This is a genomic window from Flagellimonas meridianipacifica (genome assembly GCF_003001695.1).
In the GTDB taxonomy this organism is placed as follows: Bacteria; Bacteroidota; Bacteroidia; order Flavobacteriales; family Flavobacteriaceae; genus Flagellimonas; species Flagellimonas meridianipacifica.
Genome location: NZ_PVYX01000002.1, coordinates 86,187 through 110,878 on the forward strand (window position 1 = coordinate 86,187; position 24,692 = coordinate 110,878).

The window sequence follows — 24,692 nt, forward strand, 5'->3', positions numbered from 1 at the left end:
AAAACAATTTTTTACTCTAGGATTTAGTAGTTTGGTAAGACAAATCATCAAAACCGACAATTTGTCCATTTCACTACTGTGGAAAGGAAATTGAAACAAATACTGAGATGAAAGACTCTAAAATGCTCAAGATATCGGAAAAGACGCTCTTGGTACCGCTATTTGCGGTCTTAGCAATCTGGATGGTATATTGGGCAGAAGTACGTTTTGATTTCAATTTCAACCACTGGGGTATACAGCCTAGAAGTCCTTCAGGTTTGAAAGGGGTATTTTTTAGTCCCTTTATCCATAGTTCGGTCGAGCATTTGTACAATAACACCATTCCTTTGGCGGTATTGACTTTTTTTCTCTTTCTTTTTTATAGAACAGTAGCTTTCCGTGTATTGTTGCTTGGGGTTTTGGGCTCTGGGATTTTAACATGGGTCATTGGTAGGCCATCATACCATATTGGGGCAAGTGGCTTGATTTATGTACTGGCCAGTTTTATTTTCTTCAAAGGTATTTTTACGAAACATTACCGATTGGTAGCACTTTCACTAATTGTGGTCTTTGTGTACGGAAGTATGATATGGTACATTTTCCCTGTAAAGGACGGTATTTCTTGGGAAGGTCATCTTTCAGGTTTTCTAACAGGTCTTTTGTTGGCCTTGCTCCTTAAAGTTTATGCACCCCAAGAGAAAAAATACGATTGGGAAAAGGAGGATTTCGATGAGAAAAGTGATCCATTTCTACAGCATTTTGATGCCGATGGCAATTTTATAGGTACATCAGAAAAGCTGGAGAGAACTAACGACCAACTTGAAATAAGGTATCATTTTAAGCCTGGTGAGGATAAGGAGCCATGATTTAATTCAGGCGTTGTCTTACCACTTCGTATAAAAAAACACCACAGGCCACGGAAACATTTAGTGAGCCGATTTTGCCCATTAGGGGAATTTTGGCCCTTTTGTCAGCCGCTTTTAATATAGATGGTGAAATCCCAGTGTCTTCAGCACCCATAACAATAGCGCATGGTCCAGAAACATCCAAATCGAACAAATCATCTTTGGATTTTTCGGTTGCTGCAACAATGTTTATTCCATTTGATTGTAGGTAAAAAATGGCATCCTTCAAATGGCCTATCTTGGCAATGGGTACACTGAACGCCGCTCCTGCTGATGTTTTTACTGTATCATCAGTGACAGGTGCGGAACCTTGTTTGGGAATAACAATACCATCCACTCCGCAACACTCGGCAGTACGAATAATAGCTCCAAAATTTCTCACATCGGTTACACCATCCAACAATAGGAAAAATGGTTCTTTTTTTTCTTGAACCACTTTTTCCACCATTGTTTCAAAGTCGCTGAACGAAACAGGTGATATATTGGCAATCGCCCCTTGATGATTGTTTTTGCTCAATCGATTTAGTTTTTCAACAGGTACATAAGAGGTGCTAATATTTTCTTTGCGAAGCAAAGACTCCAGTTCTTGTGCGAGAGTTCCTTTAAGACCTTTTTGCAGGTATACTTTTTGAATTGCCTGTCCTGCTTCAACTGCTTCGATGATTGCCCGCAACCCGTATACTTGGGATTTTTTTTCCATTTTTTCTACACTAGATTCGGTGACCGAGTTTTATTAACATTCAATTAAATAGAATAACTGGGATAATTTGTACCTTAAAATGCAAAGTAAAGCAACAAAGGGCAATTATAGTAGATATATTTTGTCCATTCAGTTCTACTCAAGCTAATTCAGATTAAAAACACGGTCAAAATGAAAAGAGTAAATGGAAAAGTCTACTTGCTGTCATTGGCATTGGCGGTCAGTACGATATCAACCGCCCAGTTGGGAGCATCAAATTTTAGTGCATCCAATGCAGATTTGGATGCTTCAGGAAGGAATCCGAGACTGGATTTTGCGTTTCAACAAGTAAGGAATCAAAAACCTATAGAAAAGAAAATCAAGATACAAGGTTCTGCTTATTTTCATGAGGACTATAGGAAAGCTTCAATTTACAGTGGGGATGGAATCGAAGGAGTCTTGTTTCTAAGATATGATGGTTTTCGAGATCAGTTCGAAATCAAACCTACAACCAATAATGAAGAGACCCAAGTCCTACTTCCGCGTGAGGACATATATTGCGTACTCGATGGAAAAACAGCTAAATTCAAAAGCTATAATGACAAGAAAGGAAAGTTTAAGCAAGGTTATCTTTTTATCTTGGCAGATTTAGAAGATATGATTCTATATGAAAGACAGACAAAACTTTTTAAAGAAGGAAAAGAGGCAAGAACTTCTTTAGAACTTAATGTACCCAATCGTTTTGTTGAATCGCGACAGTTGTTTTTGGGTAAGAAAAATGGGGATGAAGAAGAAATACAATTTTTTAAAACTTCAAAGAAGGAAGTATATGCGCTGTTCGATAATGAACCTGAGGCCAGTAAAAAAATAAAACAGTTTGTTTCTAAAAATAGGTTGAACCTTAAAGAAACTGCTGACGTCGCCAAAGTGTTTAGGTATTACAATACATTATAGAAAACTAGAGAGAATAAAAAAGGCCATCCTTGTGGATGGCCTTTTTTGTTGGTATTAAAAAAATGGTTATTCGTTATTTGCAGTAAAGATAACAGGCCAATCTGCACCACCTTCTCTGGTCAACACAACAGTTCCTCTATCACCGGCTGAATTTGAAAATTCAATGGTCATATCCGCACCAGTAACATTGGTAATGCTATAGGAATACGTCAACTCTGTGTCAGAATCATCATCATCATTGGGGACAACAACACCCTCATTGAGAACCACTTCACCATCTGGTGTCAATTCTGTGCAGTCCCATTCAATAGTAATCTGTTCTCCTGTTGCAGCTCCTCTTCCTGAATAACAATCCTCAAATTGTCCAAAACTCATGTCTGAGGAAATATAAACACCACTTGAATCCTCAGTCCAAGTTACAGTACCGTTCAAGTCTGCCCCAGAGCACATACCGCCTCCACCGGGAGCAGGAAGAATACCTGTCGTTACGTAGGAGTGCGTTCCAGCCAAACTTTCGGTAATAGAACATTCAATTACTGGAAAATACTCAAATGGCGCTGAGAAGAAAGCACCACCACTTACTGGCCCACCAACATCTGTGTTCGTAAAAGTCTCTCCGTTGGTTAAATTAAGTACCAAACGAAACTCAAAACGATCTTTACCTATAATCATTGTTTCATCAATTCCTGTTGTAGAAACTAATTCGTCCGATGTAAAAGTTACCGTTATTTGAGGTAGTCCTCTATCTCCAGTACTGAAGTCACTGGCTTGCAGAGTACGTAAAGGCACTTCCGAGGTAGTCATATCGTCGGCATCGCCAGCTTCCTCAAAAGAGCGGTCATCGAAGTTAACAAAGATTTCTACACTTTCAAGCAAAGCTCCTTCTTCCTCATCCTGCTCTTCCAGTACAAGGGTGTATACTGATCCTGCATCAAAAGAAGTAGTGATGTCATTGTAGACCAAATCATTGTCTTCATCTATAGTTCTAATAATAGCACCGGTGCCAACTTCCTCCAAAATGGTATCAACAATCTTGTCGTCCGATTCACAGGCAAATAGTGTAGCTAGTGCTAAACTTAATACTGCTATTTTATTATTGTTTGTTTTCATTGTCTGCGTCAAATTTTAGTTAGCTATTGGGAATGTGGGTGAAGCCGGATTGTTATCCCAAAAGACTTGAATCGTTTGATTTGGCTTTGGATCCACAGAAGAATTGTTGTTCACAAAGTCCGCCGGGTAGTTCAAAGACCTAATATAAGATCCTGGTTCTGGTTCTAGATTAGGCTGAAAGGTTGTTGGGAAACCAGTTCTTCTGTAGAAGTTGTACCCATCAATACCATTACCAAACATCGCTATCAAAAATTGCTCTGCAAGAACATCCCATTTTCCATCCATATCCGCAGCATCAAAAAGATCACTAATGTCGCTACTGTGGTCTGAAATATCCATGTCTGAAGGAGCAAAAGCACCGTTAGCTGATGCATCCAAAGAGATGAAGGATTGAACCTTAGTTACTGACTTATCTAAACCGTCTAAAATGAACTGTCTTGCTCCATCAGTATCATTTTCAACCATCGCTACCTCAGCTTGCATAAAGTCAACCCATGAGGCTAGCATTATTGGAGTGACACCGGCACCACCGCCACCATCACCAACAGAGAGTCCTTCAAAGCTACTATCGTCAAAAATACCACCAGAAGGATAAACTCCATATACGGCTCTTGTGAACCCATCAGGTGGAATACCAGCATTCTGTCCATGATCTCTACCCCAATATCCGTTTGGAAGCACGCAGAAGGTGAAATTACCATCTGCATAATGGGCAGGTATTGGCTCCAATCCGCATGCTAAAGTCTCCTCGTTAGGTGGAATCTCTGCACCTGGAACAGCATTAACCTGTCTGTAGAAATAATAACGAATTCTAGGATCATCAGATGTGTCCATAAGGTTCATCAACCAGTTTGGCAAATAATCTGCACCTCCAGAAGGTGTGTAGTTATCAGCATATCTTGGATGTCTGGCATCTGGAAGAATGGAATTGGTTCCCCATTGGAACTGTAAGTCCTCTGCGGTTTCATCAATAAAGTTGTTTTCTGCAACAATAGCGTTAAAACTAGCTACTGCACTTCCATCAACCAATCTGCTTTGCAAATATATTTTCATTCGCAAAGTATTACAAGCTTTAACCCAGTTACTCCAAGTACCTCCGTAATAAAAATCATTTTGAGGCTCGGTGATTACATCTCTTTCAAAATTGGCAATGGCCGAGCTAAGTAACCCCAAAGCTGCTTCATAAATACTAGCTCCAGAATCCACATTAGGATTAAGTATTGGAGTTTCAGCAGTAGCCTGAATTGCTTCTGTATATGGTATATCTCCAAAGAAATCCACCAAAGTCACGATAGTATAGGCTTCGATAAATTGGGCAATGGCCGTATGTCTAAACAGTTCATTAGCTTCTGCTACCGGAGCTAATGCTCTAATATCGGCCAATATACCGTTTACCTCTAGGCCAGAAGGTAAGGTTTCACCGTTATCACCTTGGTAAGCGATGTTCCATTCCAAGTTGAGCTGTACAGGATTCAGGTTGGCAATGTTCTGATAGTTACGTCCGTTTAAATAACCGATACGTACCAAGTCGCCGCCATTTTGACCCATTAGTTCTACAAACGTTGCAAAGTCTACTTGAATTGAATTCAAAAGAAGGTCTGCGCTCGATTGATCCAAACTCAATTCGTTTGGATTATCTGTTAGATCAAGTTCAATGGTTTCGCAACCTACTAGTAGCAAGGTTGCGATGAGTGCACTTGAACCAAATTTTTTAAATATTCTTTTCATTGTTAATCTTTTTAATTTAGAATGTGGCTTTTACACTTAGACCATATCTTCTTGCACTAGGTCCAGCCAAGAAATCAAATCCTCTACCGTTACCTACACCCAAACCAGCTTGGTTAGGATCGAAGTTAGTTCCATCTGGAACGTTAAGTGCATCATAGAACAGGTTCAAACCAGTTGCTGTTATGCTCAAAGATCCAAAAGGTGTCTTATCCAAGAACTTTTTAGGCAAGGAATATCCTAAGGAAACCTCTTGTAAACGTATTACAGTTCCGTCATAAACCCCTAACTCATCCGGACCAAACAAAACATTATTGAAGTAGAATGTAGAGTTATTGATTTGCTTAGTATTTGGACTTCCATCGGATTCCTGAACCCCTGGTAGGATAAAGGTGTTGATTCTATCCACTGTATCAGTAGTCAAACCTCTACCCAGTAGAGTTGAAATTGTTCTAGAGTAGATGTCTCCTCCTTGCGTATAGTTCAACAGGAATGAGAATGTAAAGTTCTTGTAAGAAATATTGTTGTTCACATTCAAAATCCAATCTGGGTTTGGATCTCCAATCACAAACTGTCCTTGTTCTTCAATATAATCACCCGCACTATCAACCAAGAATTCTCCATTTTCATTACGGGCTATTCGAGTACCTACTAAAACACCCAGCTGTTCTCCTTCTATGGCCGCATTACCAATATCATTGAATCCAGAATATACAATGATGTCTGTGTCGGCACCTAAATCTTCTACGGTTGCATTGTTGGTAGTGAAGTTACCATTCACGTTCCAGCTGAAACCACCTTCATCCTGACTATTGAACAGATTTAATCCTAAGTCAATCTCCAAACCGTCACCTTTGATTTCACCAACGTTGGTCTGCTGTCTTGTAAATCCAGTGGAAGGATCTAACGGTCTGTCTACAATCAAATCTTCCGTAGTTCTACTGTAATATGAAGCTTCCAACGAAACTATATTGTTGAATAACCTGGTCTCAATACCCACTTCAAACTCCTGCAAAAGTTCTGGCTGCAAGTCAGGATTACCAAGTCTGTTTCCTACCGAGTTTGTTACGATATCCACACCTTCATCTTGGAAGAACTGTGTGTTGATATTAAGGTTTGTAGCAACAGGGAATCCAGTTGGGAAGTTTGCAGATGTCCCAAAACCTGCTCTAAGTTTTAAGTAATTTATTCCTTTTTCGGATTTCAAACCGTCAAAAACAGTTGTTGGAATGAAGGACACACTCGCACTGGGATAAAAAACTGAACGATTTTCGATATCCAAGTTTGATACCCAGTCATTTCTTCCTGCCAATGTCAAGAAAATCCATCTGTCATAATCAAAATCTGCTTGAAGAAAAGCTCCAGCAATATTTCTTTCTTGAAAGAACTGAATCTCATTTTGGTTGGCAAAGTTCACATGTCTAAAAACATCAAATACTTGCTGACCGCTACTTGCTACACCATTTCTATCCAAAACTTCTCTTCTGGAAGTAATACCAGCGTTGAATGTCATACCTACTTGGTCAGTAAGGTCATAATCTCCATTCAAGATAAGGTCATGGTTCAAGATGGTGTTGGTATTGTTCCAAGTTTGGTAGAAACCACTTATCAGTTCTGCATTTGGTTGGCCTCTTCCTCCCGCATTTTGTTGGTTTACATTATTCTCACTAAATACATCTAAACCAAATCTGTATAATAAATTAAGGTTGTCATTAAAATTATAGGTCAAGGACATATTACCAAATACACGATTGGTTACCTGCTGCACTTTAGCGTTGGCAACGGTCCATAATGGGTGTTGAATACTGTTATTCTGTCTGTAGTAAACACTTGAACCATCAAGTGGGTTTTGGAAAGGTAATCCAATTAAATCCACACTTCTAGGCGTAAAGAATAATTCTCCGAAAACCGATGAACCCGTTGCCTGGTTCAATGCTCCGTTACCCACACTGGCCGCAACTGGAGGAGTACGGAAATCCGTGTTTGAGAAGTTCAATGTACCAGCTACAGTGAACTTGTTGGAAAGGATAGCTCTACCCCCAAGTCCTATTGTATATCTTCTAAGATTATTTCCAGGAGTAAATCCTTCATCATCTAAATGACCGAAGTTAGCGTTATATGATACTTTTCCATCGTCAGAAGCTCCTCTAATATTAATGGAGTTGGACTTAACGGTTCCAGTTCTAAAGAAATCAGGAACACTATTGTAAGGTCTCCATTCATATCGAACTCCTGCAAACTCAGGGAACGCATCAGGAATACCAGTGGCGCTTGCAGCGGTAGAGTATGGGTGAGCCAAGGTACCATCGTCATTAAAACCTACATTGTCTCTTGAATCTACACCATTAATCCAACCTGCGACACCATCTCTTTCAAAACTAGGTCCCCAGTTACTGAAGAACCATCCAAAAGCTTGGTCAAAACCATTTCCAAACTGGTTTTGATAATCTGCCAAGGATGCAATTTCATTAAAGAAAAGGGAGGAGGTTACGGTAATCTCATTTTTCTTTACCGCCCCTGCAGAGGAACCATTCTTTGTAGTAATCAATATTACACCATTACGTCCCAAAGTACCATAAAGAGTTGCTGCAGCCAAACCTTTAAGAACGTTTACACTCTCTATGTTGTTCGGATCTAAATCCAAAAATCGGCTTGAACCTGAGTTACCATCGATAAAGTCATCATCATCATCACCATCGATACCCCCTACATTATTAGTGTCACTGGAAAACGGTACGCCATCAACAATGAAGAGTGGTTGGTTGCTCCCGCTAAAGGAACTAAAGCCACGGATGATGATATTGGTTCCAGAACCTGATAAACCACTTTGTTGAGTAATGTTAAGACCAGAAGCCTTACCAGTCAAAACTCTACCAACATCACCTTCTGTTCTCTGCTCTAAGGCTTCGCTTCCCACCTCTGATACAGCATATCCCAGAGCTTGTTTCTCTCTTTTAATACCTTGGGCTGTAACGATTACCTCTTCAAGAGCTTGGGCATCCTCCTCCATTTGGACATTGACGGTATTTCCAGCACCAACAGTACGTCTTACCTCTTTTTGACCAATGTAGGTAAAAAGAAGTGTCTGGCCCACGCTTGCCGAAATAGAGTAATTCCCGTCAAAATCTGTTTGAGTACCATTACTGGTACCTTCTACGACAATGTTAACTCCAGGAAGCGGCAGACCGTCGGAATCTGTAACCGTACCTGAAATCGTCTTGTCTTGTGCAAAGGAAAGATGCACAACAAACGCCAATAGTAGCGTTAACAATCCATTAAGTTTTGTTCTCATTACTTTAATTATTTGAATTAGCTGGCCCTAAAGTCATAATTTCATGTTAATAATCCAAAGGATTTTAGATAAAATTTTAGAATTCCTTAAGAATTTGGAAAGGAATCAAAAAAGTTCGCAAAGTTTAGAAAAAACACAATTGTCGCTCTTCTTTTTGAGGATTTGTCAAAAAAGACGGGGGATCCCCACTTTTTTTAAATACGGGGCTCTTTTAACCTCAGATAGAATAAATATATAAGGTATAGTTTTGAATTTTTGGGTTGTAATAATTGAAAGCCTGAAAGGATAAAACCACTGTTTCCTCTTCTTAAAATCAAGGTTTTAATTCTGAGATGATATTCACCAAATCATTCAATGTTTTTTAAACCAAGTGCTAAATGGTCTGCTACCTATTAATTATTCTTCTAAAAAAGATAAGGACCATTTGATTTATTCCTAATAATCACTACATTTGCACCCCTCAAAACGAGGGTTGTTTTGATTTTATAAAGAAATTTTAATGCCAACAATTTCACAATTAGTACGAAAAGGAAGAGTCACAATTACCAAGAAGAGTAAATCGGCTGCTTTGGATTCGTGTCCTCAAAGAAGAGGGGTTTGTACGCGTGTTTACACTACTACGCCAAAAAAACCAAATTCTGCAATGCGTAAAGTTGCTAGGGTTAGGTTAACGAACGGTAAAGAGGTAAATGCATACATCCCTGGAGAAGGTCACAACCTCCAAGAGCACTCGATAGTATTGGTAAGAGGTGGAAGAGTAAAGGATTTGCCTGGTGTGCGATACCACATTGTTCGAGGGGCTTTGGATACTGCTGGAGTAGCAGGAAGAACCCAAAGACGATCAAAGTATGGTGCAAAGCGTCCTAAAAAGTAATTAAACACTTTTAAGAAGAAGAGATGAGAAAAAGACAGGCAAAAAAAAGACCGTTGTTGCCAGACCCAAGGTTCAATGACCAACTGGTAACACGTTTTGTCAATATGATGATGTGGGACGGAAAAAAATCCGTTGCCTACAGAATTTTTTACGATGCCATAGACATCGTTGACGAAAAGAACACGGACGAAGAAAAAACTGCTCTTGAACTTTGGAAGGATGCACTTTCAAATGTTATGCCACACGTTGAGGTAAGAAGTAGAAGAGTAGGTGGAGCCACATTCCAAATACCAATGCAGATTCGTCCTGATAGAAAAATTTCTACTGCTATGAAGTGGTTGATTAGTTATGCTAGAAAGCGTAATGAGAAATCCATGGCTCAAAAATTGGCTGCTGAGATTTTGGCTGCTGCCAAAGAAGAAGGTGCTGCAGTTAAGAAAAGAGTAGATACACACAAAATGGCTGAGGCCAATAAAGCATTCTCACACTTTAGATTCTAGTCAATACAATGTCAAGAGATTTAAAATACACAAGGAATATTGGTATTGCAGCTCATATTGATGCTGGTAAGACCACAACAACAGAACGTATTCTTTTTTATACAGGTGTTAGTCACAAGATTGGTGAGGTGCATGATGGTGCTGCAACAATGGACTGGATGGAGCAGGAACAAGAGCGTGGTATCACCATTACCTCGGCCGCTACAACTTGTACCTGGCAGTTTCCAACGGAGCAGGGTAAACCTACTTCTGATGCCAAAGACTACCATTTCAATATTATTGATACTCCCGGACACGTTGACTTTACCGTTGAGGTGAACCGTTCTTTACGTGTTTTGGATGGGTTGGTTTTCTTGTTTAGTGCGGTTGACGGTGTTGAGCCACAATCGGAAACTAACTGGAGGCTAGCTGATAACTACAAAGTACCGCGTATCGGTTTCGTAAATAAAATGGACCGTCAAGGTTCCAACTTCTTGAATGTGTGTAAGCAGGTTCGTGAGATGTTGGGCTCTAATGCGGTGCCAATTGTGTTACCGATTGGTGAAGAAGCTGACTTTAAAGGTATTGTTGACCTTGCTAAGAACAGGGCTATTGTGTGGCACGACGACAACTTTGGTTCTACGTTTGATGTTATCGATATTCCTGCTGAGATGGAAGCTGAGGTAAAAGAGTATAGAGCCGCTTTAATTGAAGCAGTAGCAGAGTACGATGAAGCTTTGATGGAAAAGTTCTTCGAAGATGAAGATTCTATAACAGAAGAGGAAGTGCATGCGGCGTTGAGAGCTGCGGTCATGGATAGAGCCATCATCCCTATGGTTTGTGGTTCTTCATTTAAAAACAAAGGGGTGCAGTTCTTGTTGGACGCAGTTTGCCGTTACTTACCTTCTCCTTTGGATAAGGATGATATCATAGGTACGGATCCTGCTACTGGTGAGGAAATCACCAGAAAGCCTGACCCAAAAGAGCCTTTTTCTGCTTTGGCGTTTAAGATTGCTACTGATCCCTTCGTAGGTCGTTTGGCATTCTTTAGAGCATACTCTGGTCGTTTGGATGCTGGTTCTTACATCTTGAATAACCGTTCAGGTAAGAAAGAGCGCATCTCACGTATCTACCAAATGCACTCCAACAAGCAGAATGCTATTGAATATATTGAAGCCGGGGATATTGGAGCTGCTGTAGGATTTAAGGATATCAAGACTGGTGATACCATGTCTTCGGAGAAGCATCCTATTGTGCTTGAAAGTATGGATTTCCCTGATCCCGTAATCGGTATCGCGGTTGAGCCTAAAACTAAAGCTGATGTAGATAAATTGGGTATGTCTTTGGCCAAATTGGCTGAGGAAGATCCTACATTCCAAGTTAAGACTGATGAAGCTTCTGGTCAAACCATTATCTCTGGTATGGGTGAGCTTCACTTGGATATTATTGTTGACCGTTTGAGACGTGAGTTCAAGGTTGAAGTGAACCAAGGTCAGCCTCAGGTTGAATATAAAGAGGCCTTGACTGCAGTTGCGAATCACAGAGAGGTATACAAAAAGCAAACCGGTGGTCGTGGTAAGTTCGCGGACATTGTGTTTGTTATGGAGCCTGCAAGTGAAGAGGCTGGTGCTGGTTTGGAATTCATTAATGAGATAAAAGGAGGTAACATTCCTAAAGAATATATCCCATCCGTAGAAAAAGGATTCAAGGAGGCTATGAAGAATGGTCCTTTGGCTGGATTCGAGATGGATAGTATGAAGATTACCCTAAAAGATGGTTCTTTCCACCCTGTGGATTCTGATTCTCTTTCTTTCGAACTTGCTGCTAAACTTGGATACAAGGAAGCTGCAAGAGCTGCAAGAGCTGTGTTGATGGAACCTATTATGAAATTGGAGGTATTGACTCCAGAAGAAAACATGGGTGACATCGTAGGGGACTTGAACCGAAGAAGAGGTCAAGTAAACAATATGGATGATAGAGCTGGTTCTAAAGTTGTAAAAGCTGAAGTACCATTATCTGAAATGTTCGGATACGTAACTTCTTTGAGAACGTTGTCTTCAGGTAGAGCAACGTCTACTATGGAATTTTCACATTACGCAGAAACTCCTTCTAACATTGCAGAGGAAGTAATCAAATCTGTAAAAGGGGTAACCGCTTAAAATATTCAGCAAGATGAGTCAAAAAATTAGAATTAAATTAAAGTCTTACGACCACAATTTGGTGGATAAATCTGCTGAGAAAATTGTGAAAACGGTAAAGACAACAGGTGCTGTTGTAACTGGACCAATTCCATTACCAACGCACAAAAAGATATTTACAGTTTTACGTTCACCTCACGTGAACAAGAAATCTAGAGAGCAATTTCAGTTGAGTTCATACAAGAGATTGCTTGATATTTACAGTTCTTCTTCAAAAACTATTGATGCTTTAATGAAATTAGAGCTTCCAAGTGGTGTAGAAGTCGAAATAAAAGTGTAGATTTGCACGCCCTTAGAAAATAGGGGTGAACATGTCCTGAGCTGCGGGCGAGGGAAAAACGGGAAAAAGAAAAATATCTGGGTCACAGAATCTTTTCTTTGACCCAATTTTTTTGCCAAGAAATTGGCTTTTAAAACTGAATAATAAATAAGTAATAATATGTCTGGGTTAATAGGAAGAAAAATCGGCATGACCAGCATTTTCGACGAGAATGGGAAGAACATCCCATGTACCGTTTTGGAAGCAGGACCATGCGTGGTTACCCAAGTCAGAACCGAAGAGGTAGACGGGTACAGTGCCCTTCAGCTCGGTTTCGATGACAAGGCAGAAAGACGTGCAAACAAGGCCGAATTAGGTCATGCTAAAAAAGCAGGTGCTTCTCCAAAAAAGAGAGTCGTTGAATTCCGTGATTTTGAAGGTGAATACAAATTGGGAGACACTGTTGGTGTTGATCTATTTGTTGAAGGAGAGTTTGTTGATGTAGTAGGTACATCAAAAGGAAAAGGATTTCAAGGTGTCGTTAAAAGACATGGCTTTGGAGGTGTTGGACAAGCAACCCATGGTCAGCACAACAGATTGAGAGCTCCTGGTTCCATTGGTGCTGCATCGTATCCTGCTCGCGTTTTCAAAGGAATGAAGATGGCCGGTAGAATGGGTGGAGAAAGAGTTACAGTTCAAAACTTAAGAGTATTGAAAGTGGTTCCTGAGAAAAACCTTATCGTAGTGAAAGGTGCTGTTCCGGGTCACAAAAATGCTTACGTAACAATCGAGAAGTAATGAAGGTAGCAGTTTTAGATATTACGGGAAAAGAAACAGGAAGAAAGGTTGACCTTTCTGACGATGTTTTCGGAATAGAGCCTAATGAGCATGCTATTTACTTGGATGTAAAGCAATATTTGGCACACCAGAGACAAGGTAATCATAAAGCCAAAGAAAGAGCTGAGATTGCTGGAAGTACTCGAAAAATCAAGAAGCAAAAAGGTACTGGTACGGCTCGTGCAGGTAGCATCAAGTCTCCTGTTTTTAGAGGAGGTGGTAGAATCTTTGGTCCTAGACCTAAAGATTATAACCAAAAGCTTAACAAGAATGTGAAGCGTTTGGCCAGAAAATCTGCTCTTAGCCAAAAAACTAAAGCGAAATCTTTAGTTGTAGTTGAGGATTTCAATTTTGAAGCCCCTAAAACAAAGGATTTCGTATCGTTCTTGACTTCTTTGGGAATTGAGAATAACAAGTCTTTGGTCGTTTTGGGAGGTGCAAATGACAATGTGTATTTGTCTTCACGCAACTTGGAACGTTCCGAGGTAATCAACAGTTCTGAATTGAACACTTATAAAATAGTAAATGCGAATAGCATTGTGTTGACCGAGAGTGCTTTGGAAGGAATTGAATCGAACTTAAAGAAATAAGAGTATCATGAGTGTGTTGATAAAGCCAATCATTACGGAAAAAATGACCGCGGATAGCGAGCTTTTCAATCGTTATGGATTCTACGTTGACCCAAGTGCCAACAAAATCCAAATCAAAGAAGCGGTTGAGGCCACTTATGGTGTATCTGTGGAAAAAGTAAGAACTATGAATTACGGTCCAACCCGTAAGTCTAGATATACAAAAACAGGTATCCAACACGGTAAAACCAACGCTTTGAAAAAAGCGATTGTGGATGTTGCCGAAGGAGATATTATTGATTTTTACAGCAATCTATAAGGACAAGAGATGTCAGTTAGAAAATTAAAACCGATAACCCCTGGACAGCGTTTTAGAGTAGTAAACGGATTTGACGCGATTACTACTGATAAGCCGGAGAAGAGTTTGATCGCTCCGTTAAAAAAGTCGGGTGGTAGGAACAGTCAAGGAAAAATGACCATGCGCCACAGAGGTGGGGGTCATAAAAGAAGGTATCGTATTATCGATTTCAAAAGAGATAAGCAAGGTGTTGAAGCTACTGTAGTTTCTATCCAGTACGATCCCAACAGAACAGCTTTTATCGCATTGGTGGAGTACAAAGATGGTGAGAAGCGATATGTGATTGCACAAAACGGATTGCAGGTAGGCCAGAAGATTTCTTCCGGTTCCAACTCTGCTCCAGAAATTGGTAACGCGTTGCCATTGAGCGAAATTCCTTTAGGTACAATTATTTCCTGTATCGAACTTCGGCCTGGTCAAGGTGCTGTTATTGCAAGAAGTGCTGGTACTTTTGCACAATTGATGGCGAAGGATGGAAAGTTTGTTACTATTAAATTGCCTTCTGGTGAAACTCGAATGATATTGGCCAATTGCTTGGCTACTGTCGGGGCAGTTTCCAACTCTGACCACCAATTGTTGGTATCTGGTAAAGCAGGTAGAAGCAGATGGTTAGGTAGAAGACCAAGAACTAGACCAGTAGCCATGAACCCAGTTGATCACCCAATGGGAGGTGGTGAAGGAAGGGCTTCCGGAGGTCACCCAAGATCTAAGAACGGTATTCCAGCTAAAGGATTTAGAACTCGTTCTAAGACCAAGGATTCCAATAGATACATTGTAGAACGTAGAAAGAAATAAAAGTAAAGAGAAATGGCACGTTCATTAAAAAAAGGACCATACGTTCACCACAGTCTGGAAAAGAAAGTACAGAACAATATAGAATCAGGAAAGAAGACCGTGATCAAAACTTGGTCAAGAGCTTCAATGATCACTCCTGATTTCGTAGGACAAACCATCGCAGTGCACAACGGGAGACAATTTGTTCCTGTATATGTAACTGAGAACATGGTAGGTCACAAACTAGGAGAATTTTCACCTACACGATCTTTTAGAGGTCATGCAGGAGCTAAAAACAAAGGTAAAAAGTAAGTAAGCAATGGGAGTTCGTAAAAGACAAATGGCCGAAAGAATCAAGGCTGAGAAAAAGCAACTTGCTTTTGCAAAGTTGAACAATTGCCCAACTTCGCCAAGAAAAATGCGATTGGTAGCTGACCTGATCAGAGGAAAGCAAATTGAAATGGCTTTGGCTATTTTGAGGTTCAACCAAAAAGAGGCATCAAGAAGATTGGAAAAACTATTGCTTTCAGCTATTGCCAATTGGGAAGCTAAGAATGAGGAAGCTAGCATTGAAGATGCAGACCTTTTCATCAAGGAAATCCGTGTGGACGGTGGAACTATGTTGAAAAGATTGCGTCCAGCACCTCAGGGTAGAGCGCATAGAATTAGAAAACGTTCCAACCATGTAACCTTGGTATTGGAAGCTAACAATAACGTTCAAAGCTAGAACAGAATTATGGGACAGAAGACCAATCCGATAGGAAATCGCTTAGGAATTATCAGAGGATGGGAATCCAACTGGTACGGAGGCAATGATTACGGCGATAAGCTGGCTGAGGATGACAAAATCAGAAAGTATATCCACGCACGTTTGGCCAAGGCTAGTGTGTCTAGGGTTATTATAGAAAGAACTTTAAAATTGATTACAATTACCATTACTACGGCTCGTCCAGGTATCATTATTGGTAAAGGTGGTCAGGAGGTTGATAAACTTAAGGAAGAGCTTAAGAAAATTACCAACAAAGAAGTTCAAATCAACATTCACGAAATCAAAAGACCAGAGTTGGATGCCAACTTGGTTGCTGCGAGTGTTGCCAGACAGATTGAAAGTAGAATTTCATACCGTAGAGCCATTAAAATGGCGATTGCTGCTGCAATGCGTATGAATGCTGAAGGAATCAAAATTCAAATCTCTGGACGTTTGAATGGAGCTGAAATGGCACGTTCAGAGTCCTATAAGGAAGGTAGAATTCCATTATCAACGTTTAGAGCTGATGTGGATTATGCCCTAGTTGAAGCTCACACTACCTATGGTAGATTGGGTATCAAGGTTTGGATTATGAAAGGTGAAGTGTACGGAAAGAGAGAGCTTTCTCCCCTAGTTGGACTATCCAAGAGCCAAGGAAAAGGTGGAAAGCAAGATGGTGGAGGAAAGAGACAACAACGCCGTAGAAAGTAATTAAGATAAAGTAGAGGAAACATGCTACAGCCAAAAAGAACAAAGTTTCGTAAAGCGCAGAAGGGAAGAATGAAAGGAAATTCCCAAAGAGGACACCAACTTTCCAATGGAATGTTCGGAATCAAGTCTTTGGATTCACACTTCATCACTGCCCGTCAAATAGAGGCTGCACGTATTGCTGCGACAAGATACATGAAAAGACAAGGTCAATTGTGGATTAAGATTTTCCCAGACAAGCCTATCACCAAGAAACCTCTTGAGGTACGTATGGGTAAAGGTAAAGGTGCACCTGAATATTGGGTGGCTGTTGTTAAGCCAGGTCGAATCATGTTCGAGGTTGCTGGAGTACCACATGACATTGCTAAAGAAGCACTTCGTTTGGCAGCACAAAAGTTGCCTGTGAAAACAAAGTTTGTAGTTGCAAGGGACTATTCCGCTTAATCTTTTAATGGGTAAGAAAATGAAACAGTCAGAAATAAAAGAACTTTCGGTAGAAGAGCTTAGAGAAAAGCTAACCGAGTTGAAAAAACAGCATGAAGACCTTAAAATGGCACATGCAGTGACACCATTGGAAAATCCTATGCAGATTCGCAGTACACGAAGAACTGTAGCACGATTGGCAACAGAATTAACTAAAAGGGAAGTACAATAATTGGTTTTGCCTTATGGAAAAAAGAAACTTAAGAAAAGAAAGAATAGGGGTTGTTACCAGTAGCAAAATGGAAAAATCCATTGTTGTTGCAGAGGTAAAACGAGTAAAGCACCCAATGTACGGGAAGTTCGTTTTGAAAACCAAGAAATATGTTGCCCATGATGAGAAGAATGATTGCAACGAAGGTGACACCGTTAAAATAATGGAAACCCGACCATTGAGTAAGACTAAGTGCTGGAGATTGGTTGAAATCCTTGAAAGAGCTAAATAATCATGGTACAACAAGAATCTAGATTAAAGGTTGCGGATAACACTGGTGCAAAAGAAGTTTTGACCATCCGCGTATTGGGAGGAACAAAAAGAAGATATGCTTCATTGGGAGATAAAATTGTAGTTACTGTAAAAGAAGCTACTCCGAATGGAACAGTAAAGAAAGGTTCAGTTTCTACCGCTGTTGTGGTTAGAACCAAAAAAGAGGTAAGAAGACCTGACGGTTCTTACATCCGTTTTGATGATAATGCTTGTGTATTGTTGAACCCTACCGGAGAGATGAGAGGAACTCGTGTTTTTGGACCTGTAGCCAGAGAGCTTAGGGACAAGCAGTTCATGAAGATTGTTTCATTGGCCCCAGAGGTACTTTAAAAGTAGAAGAGAGATGAAATTAAAGATAAAAACAGGGGATACGGTTGTAGTTACTGCTGGAGACCACAAAGGGTCTGAAGGAAAAGTGGTAAAAATTGACCGTGAAAAGAACAAAGCTATCGTAGAGGGTATCAATATGGTGTCCAAGCACGAGAAGCCAAGTGCTCAGAACCCTCAAGGAGGAATAGTGAAAAAAGAAGCACCAATCCAAATTTCCAATCTATCCTTGATCGATCCTAAATCTGGTGAGCCTACCAGAGTTGGATTTGAAGTAAGAGATGGGAAGAAGGTTCGCGTTGCTAAAAAATCCAATGAAGTACTTTAGTTATGAGTTATATTCCTAGACTTAAGCAAGAATATAAGGAGCGCGTGATGAAAGCTCTTTCCGATGAATTCGGATACAAGAACATTATGCAGGTTCCTAAATTGGAGAAAATTGTAGTTAGCCGTGGTGTAGGTGCTGCAGTTTCAGATAAAAAATTAATTGACCATGCGGTGGAGGAACTTACCAATATCACAGGTCAAAAAGCAGTAGCAACATTATCCAAAAAAGACGTTGCTTCCTTCAAGTTGAGAAAAGGTATGCCAATCGGCGCCAAAGTAACTTTGAGAGGTGAGCGTATGTATGAGTTTTTGGATAGATTGATTACCACTGCGCTTCCAAGGGTACGTGATTTCCAAGGAGTGAAGGCCAACGGTTTTGACGGAAGAGGGAACTACAACCTGGGGATTACAGAACAAATCATCTTTCCAGAAATCAATATTGACAAGATCAATAGAATCAACGGAATGGATATCACCTTTGTTACTTCTGCACAGACGGACAAAGAAGCAAAATCATTATTAAGCGAATTGGGAATACCCTTTAAAAAGAACTAATATGGCCAAGGAATCAATGAAAGCCCGTGAAAGAAAAAGGGCAAAAACGGTAGCCAAATACGCGGCAAAGCGAAAAGCTTTGAAAGAAGCAGGAGATTATGAAGCACTTCAGAAGCTTCCTAAGAACGCTTCACCGGTAAGAATGCGCAACCGTTGCAAGTTGACAGGAAGACCTAGAGGATATATGAGAACTTTTGGTATTTCAAGGGTAACCTTTAGAGAGATGGCCAATCAAGGCTTGATTCCAGGAGTTAAAAAGGCTAGTTGGTAAACCGATATAAAGAAAAGAAATGCTTACAGATCCAATTTCAGATTATCTGACCAGAATAAGAAATGCCAGCAAGGCAGGTCATAGGGTAGTGAACATTCCAGCTTCCAACTTGAAGCAACAAATGACTAAAATCCTTTTTGATCAAGGATTCATTTTGAGCTATAAGTTTGAAGAGAATGAGGTTCAAGGAAACATCAAAATCGCATTGAAGTACGATAAGTTTACCAAAGAGCCCGTGATTAAAAAAATTCAAAGGGTAAGTAAACCAGGTCTTCGCAAGTATGCAGGTTCAGGTGAATTGCCAAGAGTATTGAATGGTTTGGGTATTGCAATCGTCTCTACTTCCCACGGAGTAATGACCAGCAAGCAAGCCAAGCAAGAAAACGTAGGTGGCGAAGTATTGTGCTACGTTTATTAATGATAAAAGAATAGAGAAATGTCAAGAATAGGTAACAGTCCAGTTGCAATTCCAGAAGCAGTTACAGTTGAGGTAAACGGCAACAACGTAACCGTTAAAGGTAAACTTGGAGAATTGACACAAGATTTTTCAGGAGTTTCCATTAAGGTAGAGGAAGGTAATGTGGTTGTAGAGAGACCTTCTGATTCTAAAGAACACAAGGCTAAGCACGGACTATACCGCGCTTTGATTTCCAATATGGTTGAAGGTGTTTCCAAAGGTTTCACCAAGGAATTGGAATTGGTTGGTGTTGGTTATCGTGCCAGCAACCAAGGACAAAAATTGGATTTGGCGCTTGGTTTTTCACATAATATCGTATTGGATATTGCTCCTGAAATCAAAATCGAGACCGTTTCTGAAAAAGGAAAGAACCCTATTGTGAAATTGACATCACATGACAAGCAATTGGTTGGACAAGTAGCGGCTAAAATCCGTTCCTTCCGTAAGCCAGAACCTTACAAAGGAAAAGGTGTGAAGTTTGTTGGTGAGCAATTGAGAAGAAAAGCAGGTAAATCAGCGTAATACGTAGTACAATGAAATTATCCAAGACTGATAGAAAGTTAAGAATACGAAGAAGAATACGTAAGATTTCCTTCGGTACAGAAGCTAGACCTAGACTATCTGTTTTCCGAAGCAACAAGGAAATCTATGCGCAATTGATAGACGACAATAAAGGTGTTACATTGGCGGCTGCATCTTCCAGAGACAAAGGAATCGATGCCAAAGGCACAAAATCAGATATTGCTGCTTCTGTTGGAAAAGCAATTGCAGAAAAAGCACAGAAGTTAGGTATCGAAGCTGTTTCTTTTGACAGAGGAGGTAACCTATATCACGGAAGAGTAAAATCATTGGCTGAAGGTGCCAGAGAAGCAGGACTTAAATTCTAATAACTATGTACGGAAAGTATAAAAATGTGGAAATAGTTAAACCAGGGGGTCTGGAATTGAAAGATCGTTTGGTTGGAGTTCAAAGAGTTACCAAGGTAACCAAGGGTGGACGTGCATTCGGATTTTCTGCCATAGTTGTAGTAGGAGATGAAAACGGTGTTGTAGGTCACGGTTTGGGTAAATCCAAAGAAGTTGCCACGGCTATCGCTAAGGCTATCGAGGATGCTAAAAAGAATTTGGTACGCATTCCTTTGAACAAAGGAACATTGCCACACGAACAAAAAGGTAAGTATGGCGGTGCGCGAGTATATATCCAACCTGCATCACAAGGTACCGGGGTAATTGCTGGTGGTGCTGTACGTGCAGTGTTGGAAGCAGTAGGTGTACATGATGTATTGTCAAAATCCCAAGGTTCTTCCAATCCACACAACGTGGTAAAAGCAACTTTTGACGCCCTTCTTCAATTGAGAGGAGCACAAACAGTAGCAAATCAAAGAGGAATTTCCTTGGAAAAAGTCTTTAAAGGATAAATAGGATAGCATGGCAAAGATTAAAGTAAAACAAGTTCGAAGTGCCATCAAAAGGCCACAAAACCAAAAAAGAACTTTGGAGGCTTTGGGACTTCGTAAAATAGGACAGGTAGTTGAGCATGATACAACGCCAAATATCCTTGGAATGATTGATAAAGTAAAACACTTGGTTTCCACTGAGGAAGCTTAAAAATAGTTGGTAATGGAATTGCATAATCTTAAACCAGCCGAAGGTGCTGTACAAAAAGAAGGAAAACGTGTAGGTAGAGGAGAAGGTTCCGGAAAAGGAGGTACTTCCACAAGAGGACACAAAGGTGCAAAGTCTAGATCTGGATATTCCAAGAAAATTGGTTTTGAAGGGGGTCAGATGCCGTTACAACGACGTGTTCCTAAGTTCGGTTTTAAAAACATTAACCGAAAAGAATACCAAGGCGTAAACTTGAGCAAGTTGCAAGAATTAGTGGATAAAGGATTGGTGAAGAAGGAAGTAACGTTGGATACGTTGGTAGAAAACCGCTTGGCTCACAAAAACGACTTAGTAAAGATTTTAGGAAATGGGGAGCTAAAAGCTTCTTTGAAAGTATCAGTACATAAATTTACTGCATCTGCCAAAGCTGCAATCGAAGCTGCTGGTGGTGAAGCAATAAGTTTATAAGAACAACGCATGAAGAAATTTGTAGAGACCATATCGAATATCTGGAAAATTGAGGAACTAAGACAACGCATCTTGGTTACCTTGGGTTTGCTTTTGGTGTACCGTTTTGGAGCACAGGTAGTACTTCCAGGTATTGATACTGCCCAATTGGCAGAACTTTCATCAAATACAGAACAGGGTATTTTAGGTATCCTTAATGCATTTACAGGAGGGGCTTTCGCTAACGCTTCTGTTTTTGCTTTGGGAATTATGCCTTATATCTCTGCTTCCATTGTGGTCCAGTTGATGGGGATAGCGATTCCTTATCTACAAAAACTACAGAAAGAAGGAGAGAGCGGAAGAAAGACCATAAATCAGATTACCCGTTGGTTGACCATCGGTATTTGTGTGGTTCAGGCTCCAGCATACTTATATGGATTGAGTGCTTTGGGTGTTCCTGAAAGTGCTTTTATTCTAGGTAAAGGTCTTGATTTCATCATCCCATCGGTAATCATCTTGGTAACTGGTACTATCTTCGCGATGTGGTTGGGAGAGAAAATTACGGATAAAGGAATCGGTAATGGAATCTCTTTGTTGATTATGATTGGTATCATAGCAACTATGCCACAGTCCTTTGTTCAGGAATTTATTTCTAGAACCACCAACAACACCGGTGGAATCATGTTCATGTTGATTGAAGTGATTATTTGGTTCTTGGTTATCTTGGCTAGTGTACTATTGGTAATGGCTATTCGTCAAGTACCGGTACAATATGCAAGAAGAACAGCTTCCGGAGGATATGAAAAGAACATGATGGGGTCTAGACAATATATCCCATTAAAGTTGAATGCTTCTGGGGTAATGCCTATCATTTTTGCACAAGCAATTATGTTCGCGCCTAGTTTAATTGGTAGAACATTCAATGATACCGCTGCTGGTCAGTGGATGGAAGTCCAATTTGCAGACATCTTCGGATTGGCATACAACATTTTGTTTGGTGTATTGATTATCATATTCACGTATTTCTATACTGCGATTACAGTACCTACCAACAAAATGGCAGATGATTTGAAAAGAAGTGGTGGATTTATTCCTGGAATCAGACCTGGAAAGGAAACTGGTGATTTCTTGGATAAAATCATGTCTTTGATAACCTTCCCTGGGTCTATCTTCTTGGCTTTGTTGGCGGTATTGCCAGCGGTAGTCGTTAAGTTGATGGATGTACAAGCAGGTTGGGCATTGTTTTACGGAGGAACCTCCCTATTGATTATGGTAGGTGTGGCTATTGATACAGTACAGCAAGTAAATTCGTATTTGTTGAATAGACACTATGACGGTTTGATGAAAACAGGTAAAAACAGAAAAGTAGCATAACCTATGGCGAAGCAAGCGGCAATAGAACAAGACGGAACTATTATCGAGGCATTATCCAATGCTATGTTTCGAGTAGAATTGGAAAATGGACATGTGGTAACGGCCCATATCTCTGGAAAGATGCGTATGCACTATATCAAATTACTTCCAGGAGATAAGGTGAAGTTGGAGATGAGTCCATATGATTTAACAAAAGCAAGAATTACGTATAGATACTAATACGATGAAAGTAAGAGCATCCATAAAGAAAAGAAGTGCCGATTGCAAGATAGTTCGCAGAAAGGGCAGATTGTATGTGATCAACAAAAAGAATCCTAGATTTAAACAAAGACAAGGGTAATTATGGCAAGAATTGCAGGTGTAGACATACCAAAACAAAAGCGAGGCGTTATCTCACTTACCTATATCTATGGTGTAGGGAAAAGTAGAGCCAAAGAAATTTTGGAAAGAGCCCAAGTAAGTGAGGACACTAAAGTTTCTGATTGGAACGATGATGAAATTGGTCGAATCAGGGAAGCGGTTTCCAGCTATACAATTGAAGGGGAGCTTCGTTCAGAGACTCAATTGAACATCAAGCGATTGATGGATATCGGTTGTTATAGAGGAATTCGTCACAGATCTGGATTACCGTTAAGGGGTCAACGTACCAAAAACAACTCTAGGACAAGAAAAGGAAAACGTAAGACAGTTGCGAACAAGAAAAAAGCAACTAAATAATAAATAGCAGTCATTAGTATTCAGGCGTTAGAAGAATCTGTTTGAAATGTAAAAGTCTAGGATTCCAATAACAAAGAACTAACAGCAAGGAACTAAAAAATATGGCAAAAGCAAATACAAAAACGGCAAAGAAGCGTAAAGTAATCGTAGAGTCTACAGGTGAGGCTCACGTAGTAGCTTCTTTCAACAACATCATTATCTCTTTGACAAACAAAAAGGGAGACGTAATCTCTTGGTCTTCTGCAGGTAAAATGGGCTTTAGAGGTTCTAAAAAGAACACTCCGTATGCTGCCCAGGTTGCTGCCGAAGATTGTGCCAAGGTAGCTCACGAAGCTGGTCTTCGCAAAGTAAAGGTGTATGTCAAAGGACCAGGTAATGGAAGAGAATCTGCAATCCGTTCCATTCACAACTCAGGAATTGAAGTTACTGAAATCGTGGATGTAACGCCACTACCACACAATGGTTGTAGACCTCCAAAAAGAAGAAGAGTTTAATTATTTATTTACTAACGGCCTTATGGCCTTGAAGGTGCAGGAAGATTATCGAAGGATAAGCCTTAATTCATAATCGCATTTTCTAAAAACAAAAAAGATGGCAAGATACACAGGACCAAAAACAAAAATCGCTAGAAAGTTTGGAGAAGCGATTTTCGGAGACGATAAGTCGTTCGAAAAGAAAAATTACCCTCCAGGACAACACGGTAACAACAGACGCCGTGGTAAAAAATCGGAATACGCAATCCAGTTGATGGAAAAGCAAAAGGCAAAGTACACCTATGGTATTTTGGAACGTCAGTTTAGAAATCTGTTTACAGAAGCTAAAAGACGTGACGGAGTAACCGGTGAGGTATTGTTGCAATTGTGCGAATCCCGTTTGGATAACGTAGTTTACAGAATGGGTATTTCTCCATCAAGACGTGGAGCCAGACAATTGGTTTCCCACAGACACATTACCGTAAATGGCGAGATTGTAAATATTCCTTCCTATTCCTTGAGAGCAGGCGATGTTGTAGGAGTACGCGAAAAATCAAAGTCTGTTCAGGCAATCCAAAACTCTTTGGATGCTAATAGCAGCGTTTACGAATGGATTACATGGAACTCCGAAAAGAAGGAAGGTACTTTTGTAACTGTTCCCGAAAGACTTCAGATTCCTGAAAATATCAAAGAGCAGTTAATAGTCGAGTTATACTCTAAATAAA

General features: G+C 40.2%; 36 protein-coding genes. 32 read left to right on the forward strand and 4 right to left on the reverse strand.

The features are described from left to right. The first annotated feature begins 107 nt into the window (after positions 1-107). Complete coding sequence (locus CLV81_RS10215; protein WP_106145042.1) at positions 108-845, forward strand: rhomboid family intramembrane serine protease; 738 nt, start codon at positions 108-110, stop codon at positions 843-845. Position 846: 1 nt separating this feature from the next. Here CLV81_RS10215 and rlmB read toward each other — a convergent pair whose 3' ends face one another. Continuing rightward, the gene (gene rlmB, locus CLV81_RS10220) at positions 847-1,584 is read right to left on the reverse strand and encodes a 23S rRNA (guanosine(2251)-2'-O)-methyltransferase RlmB (RefSeq protein WP_106145043.1); all 738 of its coding nucleotides are present in this window, start codon (positions 1,582-1,584) and stop codon (positions 847-849) included. Between the two features lie 171 nt (positions 1,585-1,755). Here rlmB and CLV81_RS10225 point away from each other — a divergent pair, with 171 nt between their 5' ends. Beyond that, positions 1,756-2,517: a hypothetical protein gene (locus tag CLV81_RS10225; protein WP_106145044.1), complete on the forward strand. Its 762-nt coding sequence runs from the start codon at positions 1,756-1,758 to the stop codon at positions 2,515-2,517. Positions 2,518-2,583: 66 nt separating this feature from the next. On the opposite strand, the gene CLV81_RS10230 is transcribed toward CLV81_RS10225, so the two are convergent. The 3 genes from CLV81_RS10230 to CLV81_RS10240 are packed head-to-tail and all read right to left on the reverse strand — an operon-like array spanning position 2,584 to position 8,644. After that, positions 2,584-3,627 (reverse strand): hypothetical protein, encoded by a 1,044-nt coding sequence (locus CLV81_RS10230; RefSeq protein WP_106145045.1) that lies wholly within the window; start codon positions 3,625-3,627, stop codon positions 2,584-2,586. 15 nt (positions 3,628-3,642) lie between these two features. Beyond that, a complete protein-coding gene (locus tag CLV81_RS10235) occupies positions 3,643-5,355 on the reverse strand; it encodes a SusD/RagB family nutrient-binding outer membrane lipoprotein (protein WP_106145046.1) in 1,713 nt (570 codons plus the stop codon). A 16-nt stretch (positions 5,356-5,371) separates the two neighbouring features. Next, entirely contained in the window at positions 5,372-8,644 is a 3,273-nt protein-coding gene (locus CLV81_RS10240; RefSeq protein ID WP_106145047.1) for a SusC/RagA family TonB-linked outer membrane protein, read from the reverse strand. Between the two features lie 499 nt (positions 8,645-9,143). Between CLV81_RS10240 and rpsL the strand changes: the two genes are divergently transcribed. The 30 genes from rpsL to rpsD all read left to right on the forward strand — a co-directional run bounded on the left by rpsL (position 9,144) and on the right by rpsD (position 24,691). Next, a complete protein-coding gene (gene rpsL, locus CLV81_RS10250; protein ID WP_031445118.1) occupies positions 9,144-9,518 on the forward strand; it encodes a 30S ribosomal protein S12 in 375 nt (124 codons plus the stop codon). A gap of 23 nt (positions 9,519-9,541) precedes the next feature. Then, on the forward strand, positions 9,542-10,018 hold the full coding sequence (gene rpsG, locus CLV81_RS10255; protein ID WP_106145049.1) for a 30S ribosomal protein S7: 477 nt from the start codon (positions 9,542-9,544) through the stop codon (positions 10,016-10,018). Positions 10,019-10,026: 8 nt separating this feature from the next. After that, positions 10,027-12,156, forward strand: a complete 2,130-nt coding sequence (gene fusA, locus CLV81_RS10260) for an elongation factor G (protein WP_106145050.1) — start codon at positions 10,027-10,029, stop codon at positions 12,154-12,156. Between the two features lie 13 nt (positions 12,157-12,169). Further along, positions 12,170-12,475, forward strand: a complete 306-nt coding sequence (gene rpsJ, locus CLV81_RS10265; protein WP_007094989.1) for a 30S ribosomal protein S10 — start codon at positions 12,170-12,172, stop codon at positions 12,473-12,475. Positions 12,476-12,634: 159 nt separating this feature from the next. Next, the gene (rplC, locus tag CLV81_RS10270; RefSeq protein ID WP_106145051.1) at positions 12,635-13,252 is read left to right on the forward strand and encodes a 50S ribosomal protein L3; all 618 of its coding nucleotides are present in this window, start codon (positions 12,635-12,637) and stop codon (positions 13,250-13,252) included. After that, positions 13,252-13,881: a 50S ribosomal protein L4 gene (gene rplD, locus CLV81_RS10275; protein WP_106145052.1), complete on the forward strand. Its 630-nt coding sequence runs from the start codon at positions 13,252-13,254 to the stop codon at positions 13,879-13,881. Before rplC ends, rplD begins: the two co-directional genes overlap by 1 nt. Positions 13,882-13,888: 7 nt before the next feature. Beyond that, positions 13,889-14,179 carry a 50S ribosomal protein L23 gene (rplW, locus tag CLV81_RS10280; protein WP_106145053.1) on the forward strand — a complete coding sequence of 97 codons (291 nt, stop codon included), beginning with the start codon at positions 13,889-13,891 and terminating at the stop codon, positions 14,177-14,179. A 9-nt stretch (positions 14,180-14,188) separates the two neighbouring features. Next, positions 14,189-15,013, forward strand: coding sequence for a 50S ribosomal protein L2 (rplB, locus tag CLV81_RS10285; protein WP_106145054.1), 825 nt, complete (start codon positions 14,189-14,191; stop codon positions 15,011-15,013). A 12-nt stretch (positions 15,014-15,025) separates the two neighbouring features. After that, positions 15,026-15,304 (forward strand): 30S ribosomal protein S19, encoded by a 279-nt coding sequence (rpsS, locus tag CLV81_RS10290; RefSeq protein WP_106145055.1) that lies wholly within the window; start codon positions 15,026-15,028, stop codon positions 15,302-15,304. Between the two features lie 7 nt (positions 15,305-15,311). Next, positions 15,312-15,719, forward strand: coding sequence for a 50S ribosomal protein L22 (gene rplV / locus CLV81_RS10295; protein WP_106145056.1), 408 nt, complete (start codon positions 15,312-15,314; stop codon positions 15,717-15,719). Positions 15,720-15,728: 9 nt separating this feature from the next. Beyond that, positions 15,729-16,451, forward strand: a complete 723-nt coding sequence (gene rpsC, locus CLV81_RS10300; protein WP_106145057.1) for a 30S ribosomal protein S3 — start codon at positions 15,729-15,731, stop codon at positions 16,449-16,451. Positions 16,452-16,472: 21 nt separating this feature from the next. Beyond that, a complete protein-coding gene (gene rplP / locus CLV81_RS10305; RefSeq protein WP_106145058.1) occupies positions 16,473-16,892 on the forward strand; it encodes a 50S ribosomal protein L16 in 420 nt (139 codons plus the stop codon). 19 nt (positions 16,893-16,911) lie between these two features. Beyond that, positions 16,912-17,103, forward strand: a complete 192-nt coding sequence (gene rpmC, locus CLV81_RS10310) for a 50S ribosomal protein L29 (RefSeq protein ID WP_106147457.1) — start codon at positions 16,912-16,914, stop codon at positions 17,101-17,103. 13 nt (positions 17,104-17,116) lie between these two features. Then, positions 17,117-17,374, forward strand: a complete 258-nt coding sequence (rpsQ, locus tag CLV81_RS10315) for a 30S ribosomal protein S17 (RefSeq protein WP_106145059.1) — start codon at positions 17,117-17,119, stop codon at positions 17,372-17,374. A 2-nt stretch (positions 17,375-17,376) separates the two neighbouring features. Further along, a complete protein-coding gene (gene rplN / locus CLV81_RS10320) occupies positions 17,377-17,745 on the forward strand; it encodes a 50S ribosomal protein L14 (RefSeq protein WP_106145060.1) in 369 nt (122 codons plus the stop codon). 13 nt (positions 17,746-17,758) lie between these two features. Then, on the forward strand, positions 17,759-18,070 hold the full coding sequence (gene rplX / locus CLV81_RS10325) for a 50S ribosomal protein L24 (RefSeq protein ID WP_106145061.1): 312 nt from the start codon (positions 17,759-17,761) through the stop codon (positions 18,068-18,070). Positions 18,071-18,072: 2 nt separating this feature from the next. Beyond that, the gene (gene rplE, locus CLV81_RS10330; protein ID WP_106145062.1) at positions 18,073-18,624 is read left to right on the forward strand and encodes a 50S ribosomal protein L5; all 552 of its coding nucleotides are present in this window, start codon (positions 18,073-18,075) and stop codon (positions 18,622-18,624) included. 1 nt (position 18,625) lies between these two features. Further along, a complete protein-coding gene (gene rpsN / locus CLV81_RS10335) occupies positions 18,626-18,895 on the forward strand; it encodes a 30S ribosomal protein S14 (protein WP_054559724.1) in 270 nt (89 codons plus the stop codon). A gap of 19 nt (positions 18,896-18,914) precedes the next feature. Next, a complete protein-coding gene (gene rpsH / locus CLV81_RS10340; protein WP_106145063.1) occupies positions 18,915-19,313 on the forward strand; it encodes a 30S ribosomal protein S8 in 399 nt (132 codons plus the stop codon). 18 nt (positions 19,314-19,331) lie between these two features. Beyond that, positions 19,332-19,874, forward strand: coding sequence for a 50S ribosomal protein L6 (gene rplF / locus CLV81_RS10345; RefSeq protein ID WP_106145064.1), 543 nt, complete (start codon positions 19,332-19,334; stop codon positions 19,872-19,874). A gap of 11 nt (positions 19,875-19,885) precedes the next feature. Further along, positions 19,886-20,239, forward strand: coding sequence for a 50S ribosomal protein L18 (gene rplR, locus CLV81_RS10350; protein ID WP_106145065.1), 354 nt, complete (start codon positions 19,886-19,888; stop codon positions 20,237-20,239). 5 nt (positions 20,240-20,244) lie between these two features. Then, positions 20,245-20,769 carry a 30S ribosomal protein S5 gene (gene rpsE / locus CLV81_RS10355; protein ID WP_106145066.1) on the forward strand — a complete coding sequence of 175 codons (525 nt, stop codon included), beginning with the start codon at positions 20,245-20,247 and terminating at the stop codon, positions 20,767-20,769. A gap of 10 nt (positions 20,770-20,779) precedes the next feature. Then, entirely contained in the window at positions 20,780-20,959 is a 180-nt protein-coding gene (rpmD, locus tag CLV81_RS10360; protein WP_106145067.1) for a 50S ribosomal protein L30, read from the forward strand. Between the two features lie 12 nt (positions 20,960-20,971). Next, positions 20,972-21,424: a 50S ribosomal protein L15 gene (rplO, locus tag CLV81_RS10365; protein ID WP_106145068.1), complete on the forward strand. Its 453-nt coding sequence runs from the start codon at positions 20,972-20,974 to the stop codon at positions 21,422-21,424. 9 nt (positions 21,425-21,433) lie between these two features. Beyond that, complete coding sequence (gene secY, locus CLV81_RS10370; protein ID WP_106145069.1) at positions 21,434-22,777, forward strand: preprotein translocase subunit SecY; 1,344 nt, start codon at positions 21,434-21,436, stop codon at positions 22,775-22,777. A gap of 3 nt (positions 22,778-22,780) precedes the next feature. After that, entirely contained in the window at positions 22,781-22,996 is a 216-nt protein-coding gene (gene infA, locus CLV81_RS10375; RefSeq protein WP_011710675.1) for a translation initiation factor IF-1, read from the forward strand. Positions 22,997-23,000: 4 nt separating this feature from the next. Then, entirely contained in the window at positions 23,001-23,117 is a 117-nt protein-coding gene (gene ykgO / locus CLV81_RS10380; protein WP_010519235.1) for a type B 50S ribosomal protein L36, read from the forward strand. Positions 23,118-23,119: 2 nt separating this feature from the next. Beyond that, positions 23,120-23,494, forward strand: a complete 375-nt coding sequence (gene rpsM, locus CLV81_RS10385; protein ID WP_106145070.1) for a 30S ribosomal protein S13 — start codon at positions 23,120-23,122, stop codon at positions 23,492-23,494. Between the two features lie 101 nt (positions 23,495-23,595). Next, the gene (gene rpsK, locus CLV81_RS10390) at positions 23,596-23,988 is read left to right on the forward strand and encodes a 30S ribosomal protein S11 (RefSeq protein ID WP_106145071.1); all 393 of its coding nucleotides are present in this window, start codon (positions 23,596-23,598) and stop codon (positions 23,986-23,988) included. A 97-nt stretch (positions 23,989-24,085) separates the two neighbouring features. After that, the gene (gene rpsD / locus CLV81_RS10395) at positions 24,086-24,691 is read left to right on the forward strand and encodes a 30S ribosomal protein S4 (RefSeq protein WP_106145072.1); all 606 of its coding nucleotides are present in this window, start codon (positions 24,086-24,088) and stop codon (positions 24,689-24,691) included. Position 24,692: the final 1 nt, after the last annotated feature.

Excerpts from the sequence above, each read along its gene's own strand:
- rpsE (WP_106145066.1), top strand. The coding sequence starts at position 20,245 with ATGTACGGAAAGTATAAAAATGTGGAAATAGTTAAACCAGGGGGTCTG.
- CLV81_RS10230 (WP_106145045.1), bottom strand. The coding sequence starts at position 3,627 with ATGAAAACAAACAATAATAAAATAGCAGTATTAAGTTTAGCACTAGCT.
- infA (WP_011710675.1), top strand. The coding sequence starts at position 22,781 with ATGGCGAAGCAAGCGGCAATAGAACAAGACGGAACTATTATCGAGGCA.
- CLV81_RS10225 (WP_106145044.1), top strand. The coding sequence starts at position 1,756 with ATGAAAAGAGTAAATGGAAAAGTCTACTTGCTGTCATTGGCATTGGCG.
- rpsC (WP_106145057.1), top strand. The coding sequence starts at position 15,729 with ATGGGACAGAAGACCAATCCGATAGGAAATCGCTTAGGAATTATCAGA.
- rplV (WP_106145056.1), top strand. The coding sequence starts at position 15,312 with ATGGGAGTTCGTAAAAGACAAATGGCCGAAAGAATCAAGGCTGAGAAA.
- rplO (WP_106145068.1), top strand. The coding sequence starts at position 20,972 with ATGGAATTGCATAATCTTAAACCAGCCGAAGGTGCTGTACAAAAAGAA.
- rplB (WP_106145054.1), top strand. The coding sequence starts at position 14,189 with ATGTCAGTTAGAAAATTAAAACCGATAACCCCTGGACAGCGTTTTAGA.
- rpsL (WP_031445118.1), top strand. The coding sequence starts at position 9,144 with ATGCCAACAATTTCACAATTAGTACGAAAAGGAAGAGTCACAATTACC.
- secY (WP_106145069.1), top strand. The coding sequence starts at position 21,434 with ATGAAGAAATTTGTAGAGACCATATCGAATATCTGGAAAATTGAGGAA.
- rplX (WP_106145061.1), top strand. The coding sequence starts at position 17,759 with ATGAAATTAAAGATAAAAACAGGGGATACGGTTGTAGTTACTGCTGGA.
- rplF (WP_106145064.1), top strand. The coding sequence starts at position 19,332 with ATGTCAAGAATAGGTAACAGTCCAGTTGCAATTCCAGAAGCAGTTACA.
- rplN (WP_106145060.1), top strand. The coding sequence starts at position 17,377 with ATGGTACAACAAGAATCTAGATTAAAGGTTGCGGATAACACTGGTGCA.
- CLV81_RS10240 (WP_106145047.1), bottom strand. The coding sequence starts at position 8,644 with ATGAGAACAAAACTTAATGGATTGTTAACGCTACTATTGGCGTTTGTT.
- rpsJ (WP_007094989.1), top strand. The coding sequence starts at position 12,170 with ATGAGTCAAAAAATTAGAATTAAATTAAAGTCTTACGACCACAATTTG.
- rpsQ (WP_106145059.1), top strand. The coding sequence starts at position 17,117 with ATGGAAAAAAGAAACTTAAGAAAAGAAAGAATAGGGGTTGTTACCAGT.
- rlmB (WP_106145043.1), bottom strand. The coding sequence starts at position 1,584 with ATGGAAAAAAAATCCCAAGTATACGGGTTGCGGGCAATCATCGAAGCA.
- rpmD (WP_106145067.1), top strand. The coding sequence starts at position 20,780 with ATGGCAAAGATTAAAGTAAAACAAGTTCGAAGTGCCATCAAAAGGCCA.
- ykgO (WP_010519235.1), top strand. The coding sequence starts at position 23,001 with ATGAAAGTAAGAGCATCCATAAAGAAAAGAAGTGCCGATTGCAAGATA.
- rpsK (WP_106145071.1), top strand. The coding sequence starts at position 23,596 with ATGGCAAAAGCAAATACAAAAACGGCAAAGAAGCGTAAAGTAATCGTA.
- CLV81_RS10235 (WP_106145046.1), bottom strand. The coding sequence starts at position 5,355 with ATGAAAAGAATATTTAAAAAATTTGGTTCAAGTGCACTCATCGCAACC.
- rplD (WP_106145052.1), top strand. The coding sequence starts at position 13,252 with ATGAAGGTAGCAGTTTTAGATATTACGGGAAAAGAAACAGGAAGAAAG.
- rpsN (WP_054559724.1), top strand. The coding sequence starts at position 18,626 with ATGGCCAAGGAATCAATGAAAGCCCGTGAAAGAAAAAGGGCAAAAACG.
- rplP (WP_106145058.1), top strand. The coding sequence starts at position 16,473 with ATGCTACAGCCAAAAAGAACAAAGTTTCGTAAAGCGCAGAAGGGAAGA.
- rplR (WP_106145065.1), top strand. The coding sequence starts at position 19,886 with ATGAAATTATCCAAGACTGATAGAAAGTTAAGAATACGAAGAAGAATA.
- rpsS (WP_106145055.1), top strand. The coding sequence starts at position 15,026 with ATGGCACGTTCATTAAAAAAAGGACCATACGTTCACCACAGTCTGGAA.
- rpsM (WP_106145070.1), top strand. The coding sequence starts at position 23,120 with ATGGCAAGAATTGCAGGTGTAGACATACCAAAACAAAAGCGAGGCGTT.
- fusA (WP_106145050.1), top strand. The coding sequence starts at position 10,027 with ATGTCAAGAGATTTAAAATACACAAGGAATATTGGTATTGCAGCTCAT.
- rpsD (WP_106145072.1), top strand. The coding sequence starts at position 24,086 with ATGGCAAGATACACAGGACCAAAAACAAAAATCGCTAGAAAGTTTGGA.
- rpmC (WP_106147457.1), top strand. The coding sequence starts at position 16,912 with ATGAAACAGTCAGAAATAAAAGAACTTTCGGTAGAAGAGCTTAGAGAA.
- rplW (WP_106145053.1), top strand. The coding sequence starts at position 13,889 with ATGAGTGTGTTGATAAAGCCAATCATTACGGAAAAAATGACCGCGGAT.
- rplE (WP_106145062.1), top strand. The coding sequence starts at position 18,073 with ATGAGTTATATTCCTAGACTTAAGCAAGAATATAAGGAGCGCGTGATG.
- CLV81_RS10215 (WP_106145042.1), top strand. The coding sequence starts at position 108 with ATGAAAGACTCTAAAATGCTCAAGATATCGGAAAAGACGCTCTTGGTA.
- rplC (WP_106145051.1), top strand. The coding sequence starts at position 12,635 with ATGTCTGGGTTAATAGGAAGAAAAATCGGCATGACCAGCATTTTCGAC.
- rpsH (WP_106145063.1), top strand. The coding sequence starts at position 18,915 with ATGCTTACAGATCCAATTTCAGATTATCTGACCAGAATAAGAAATGCC.
- rpsG (WP_106145049.1), top strand. The coding sequence starts at position 9,542 with ATGAGAAAAAGACAGGCAAAAAAAAGACCGTTGTTGCCAGACCCAAGG.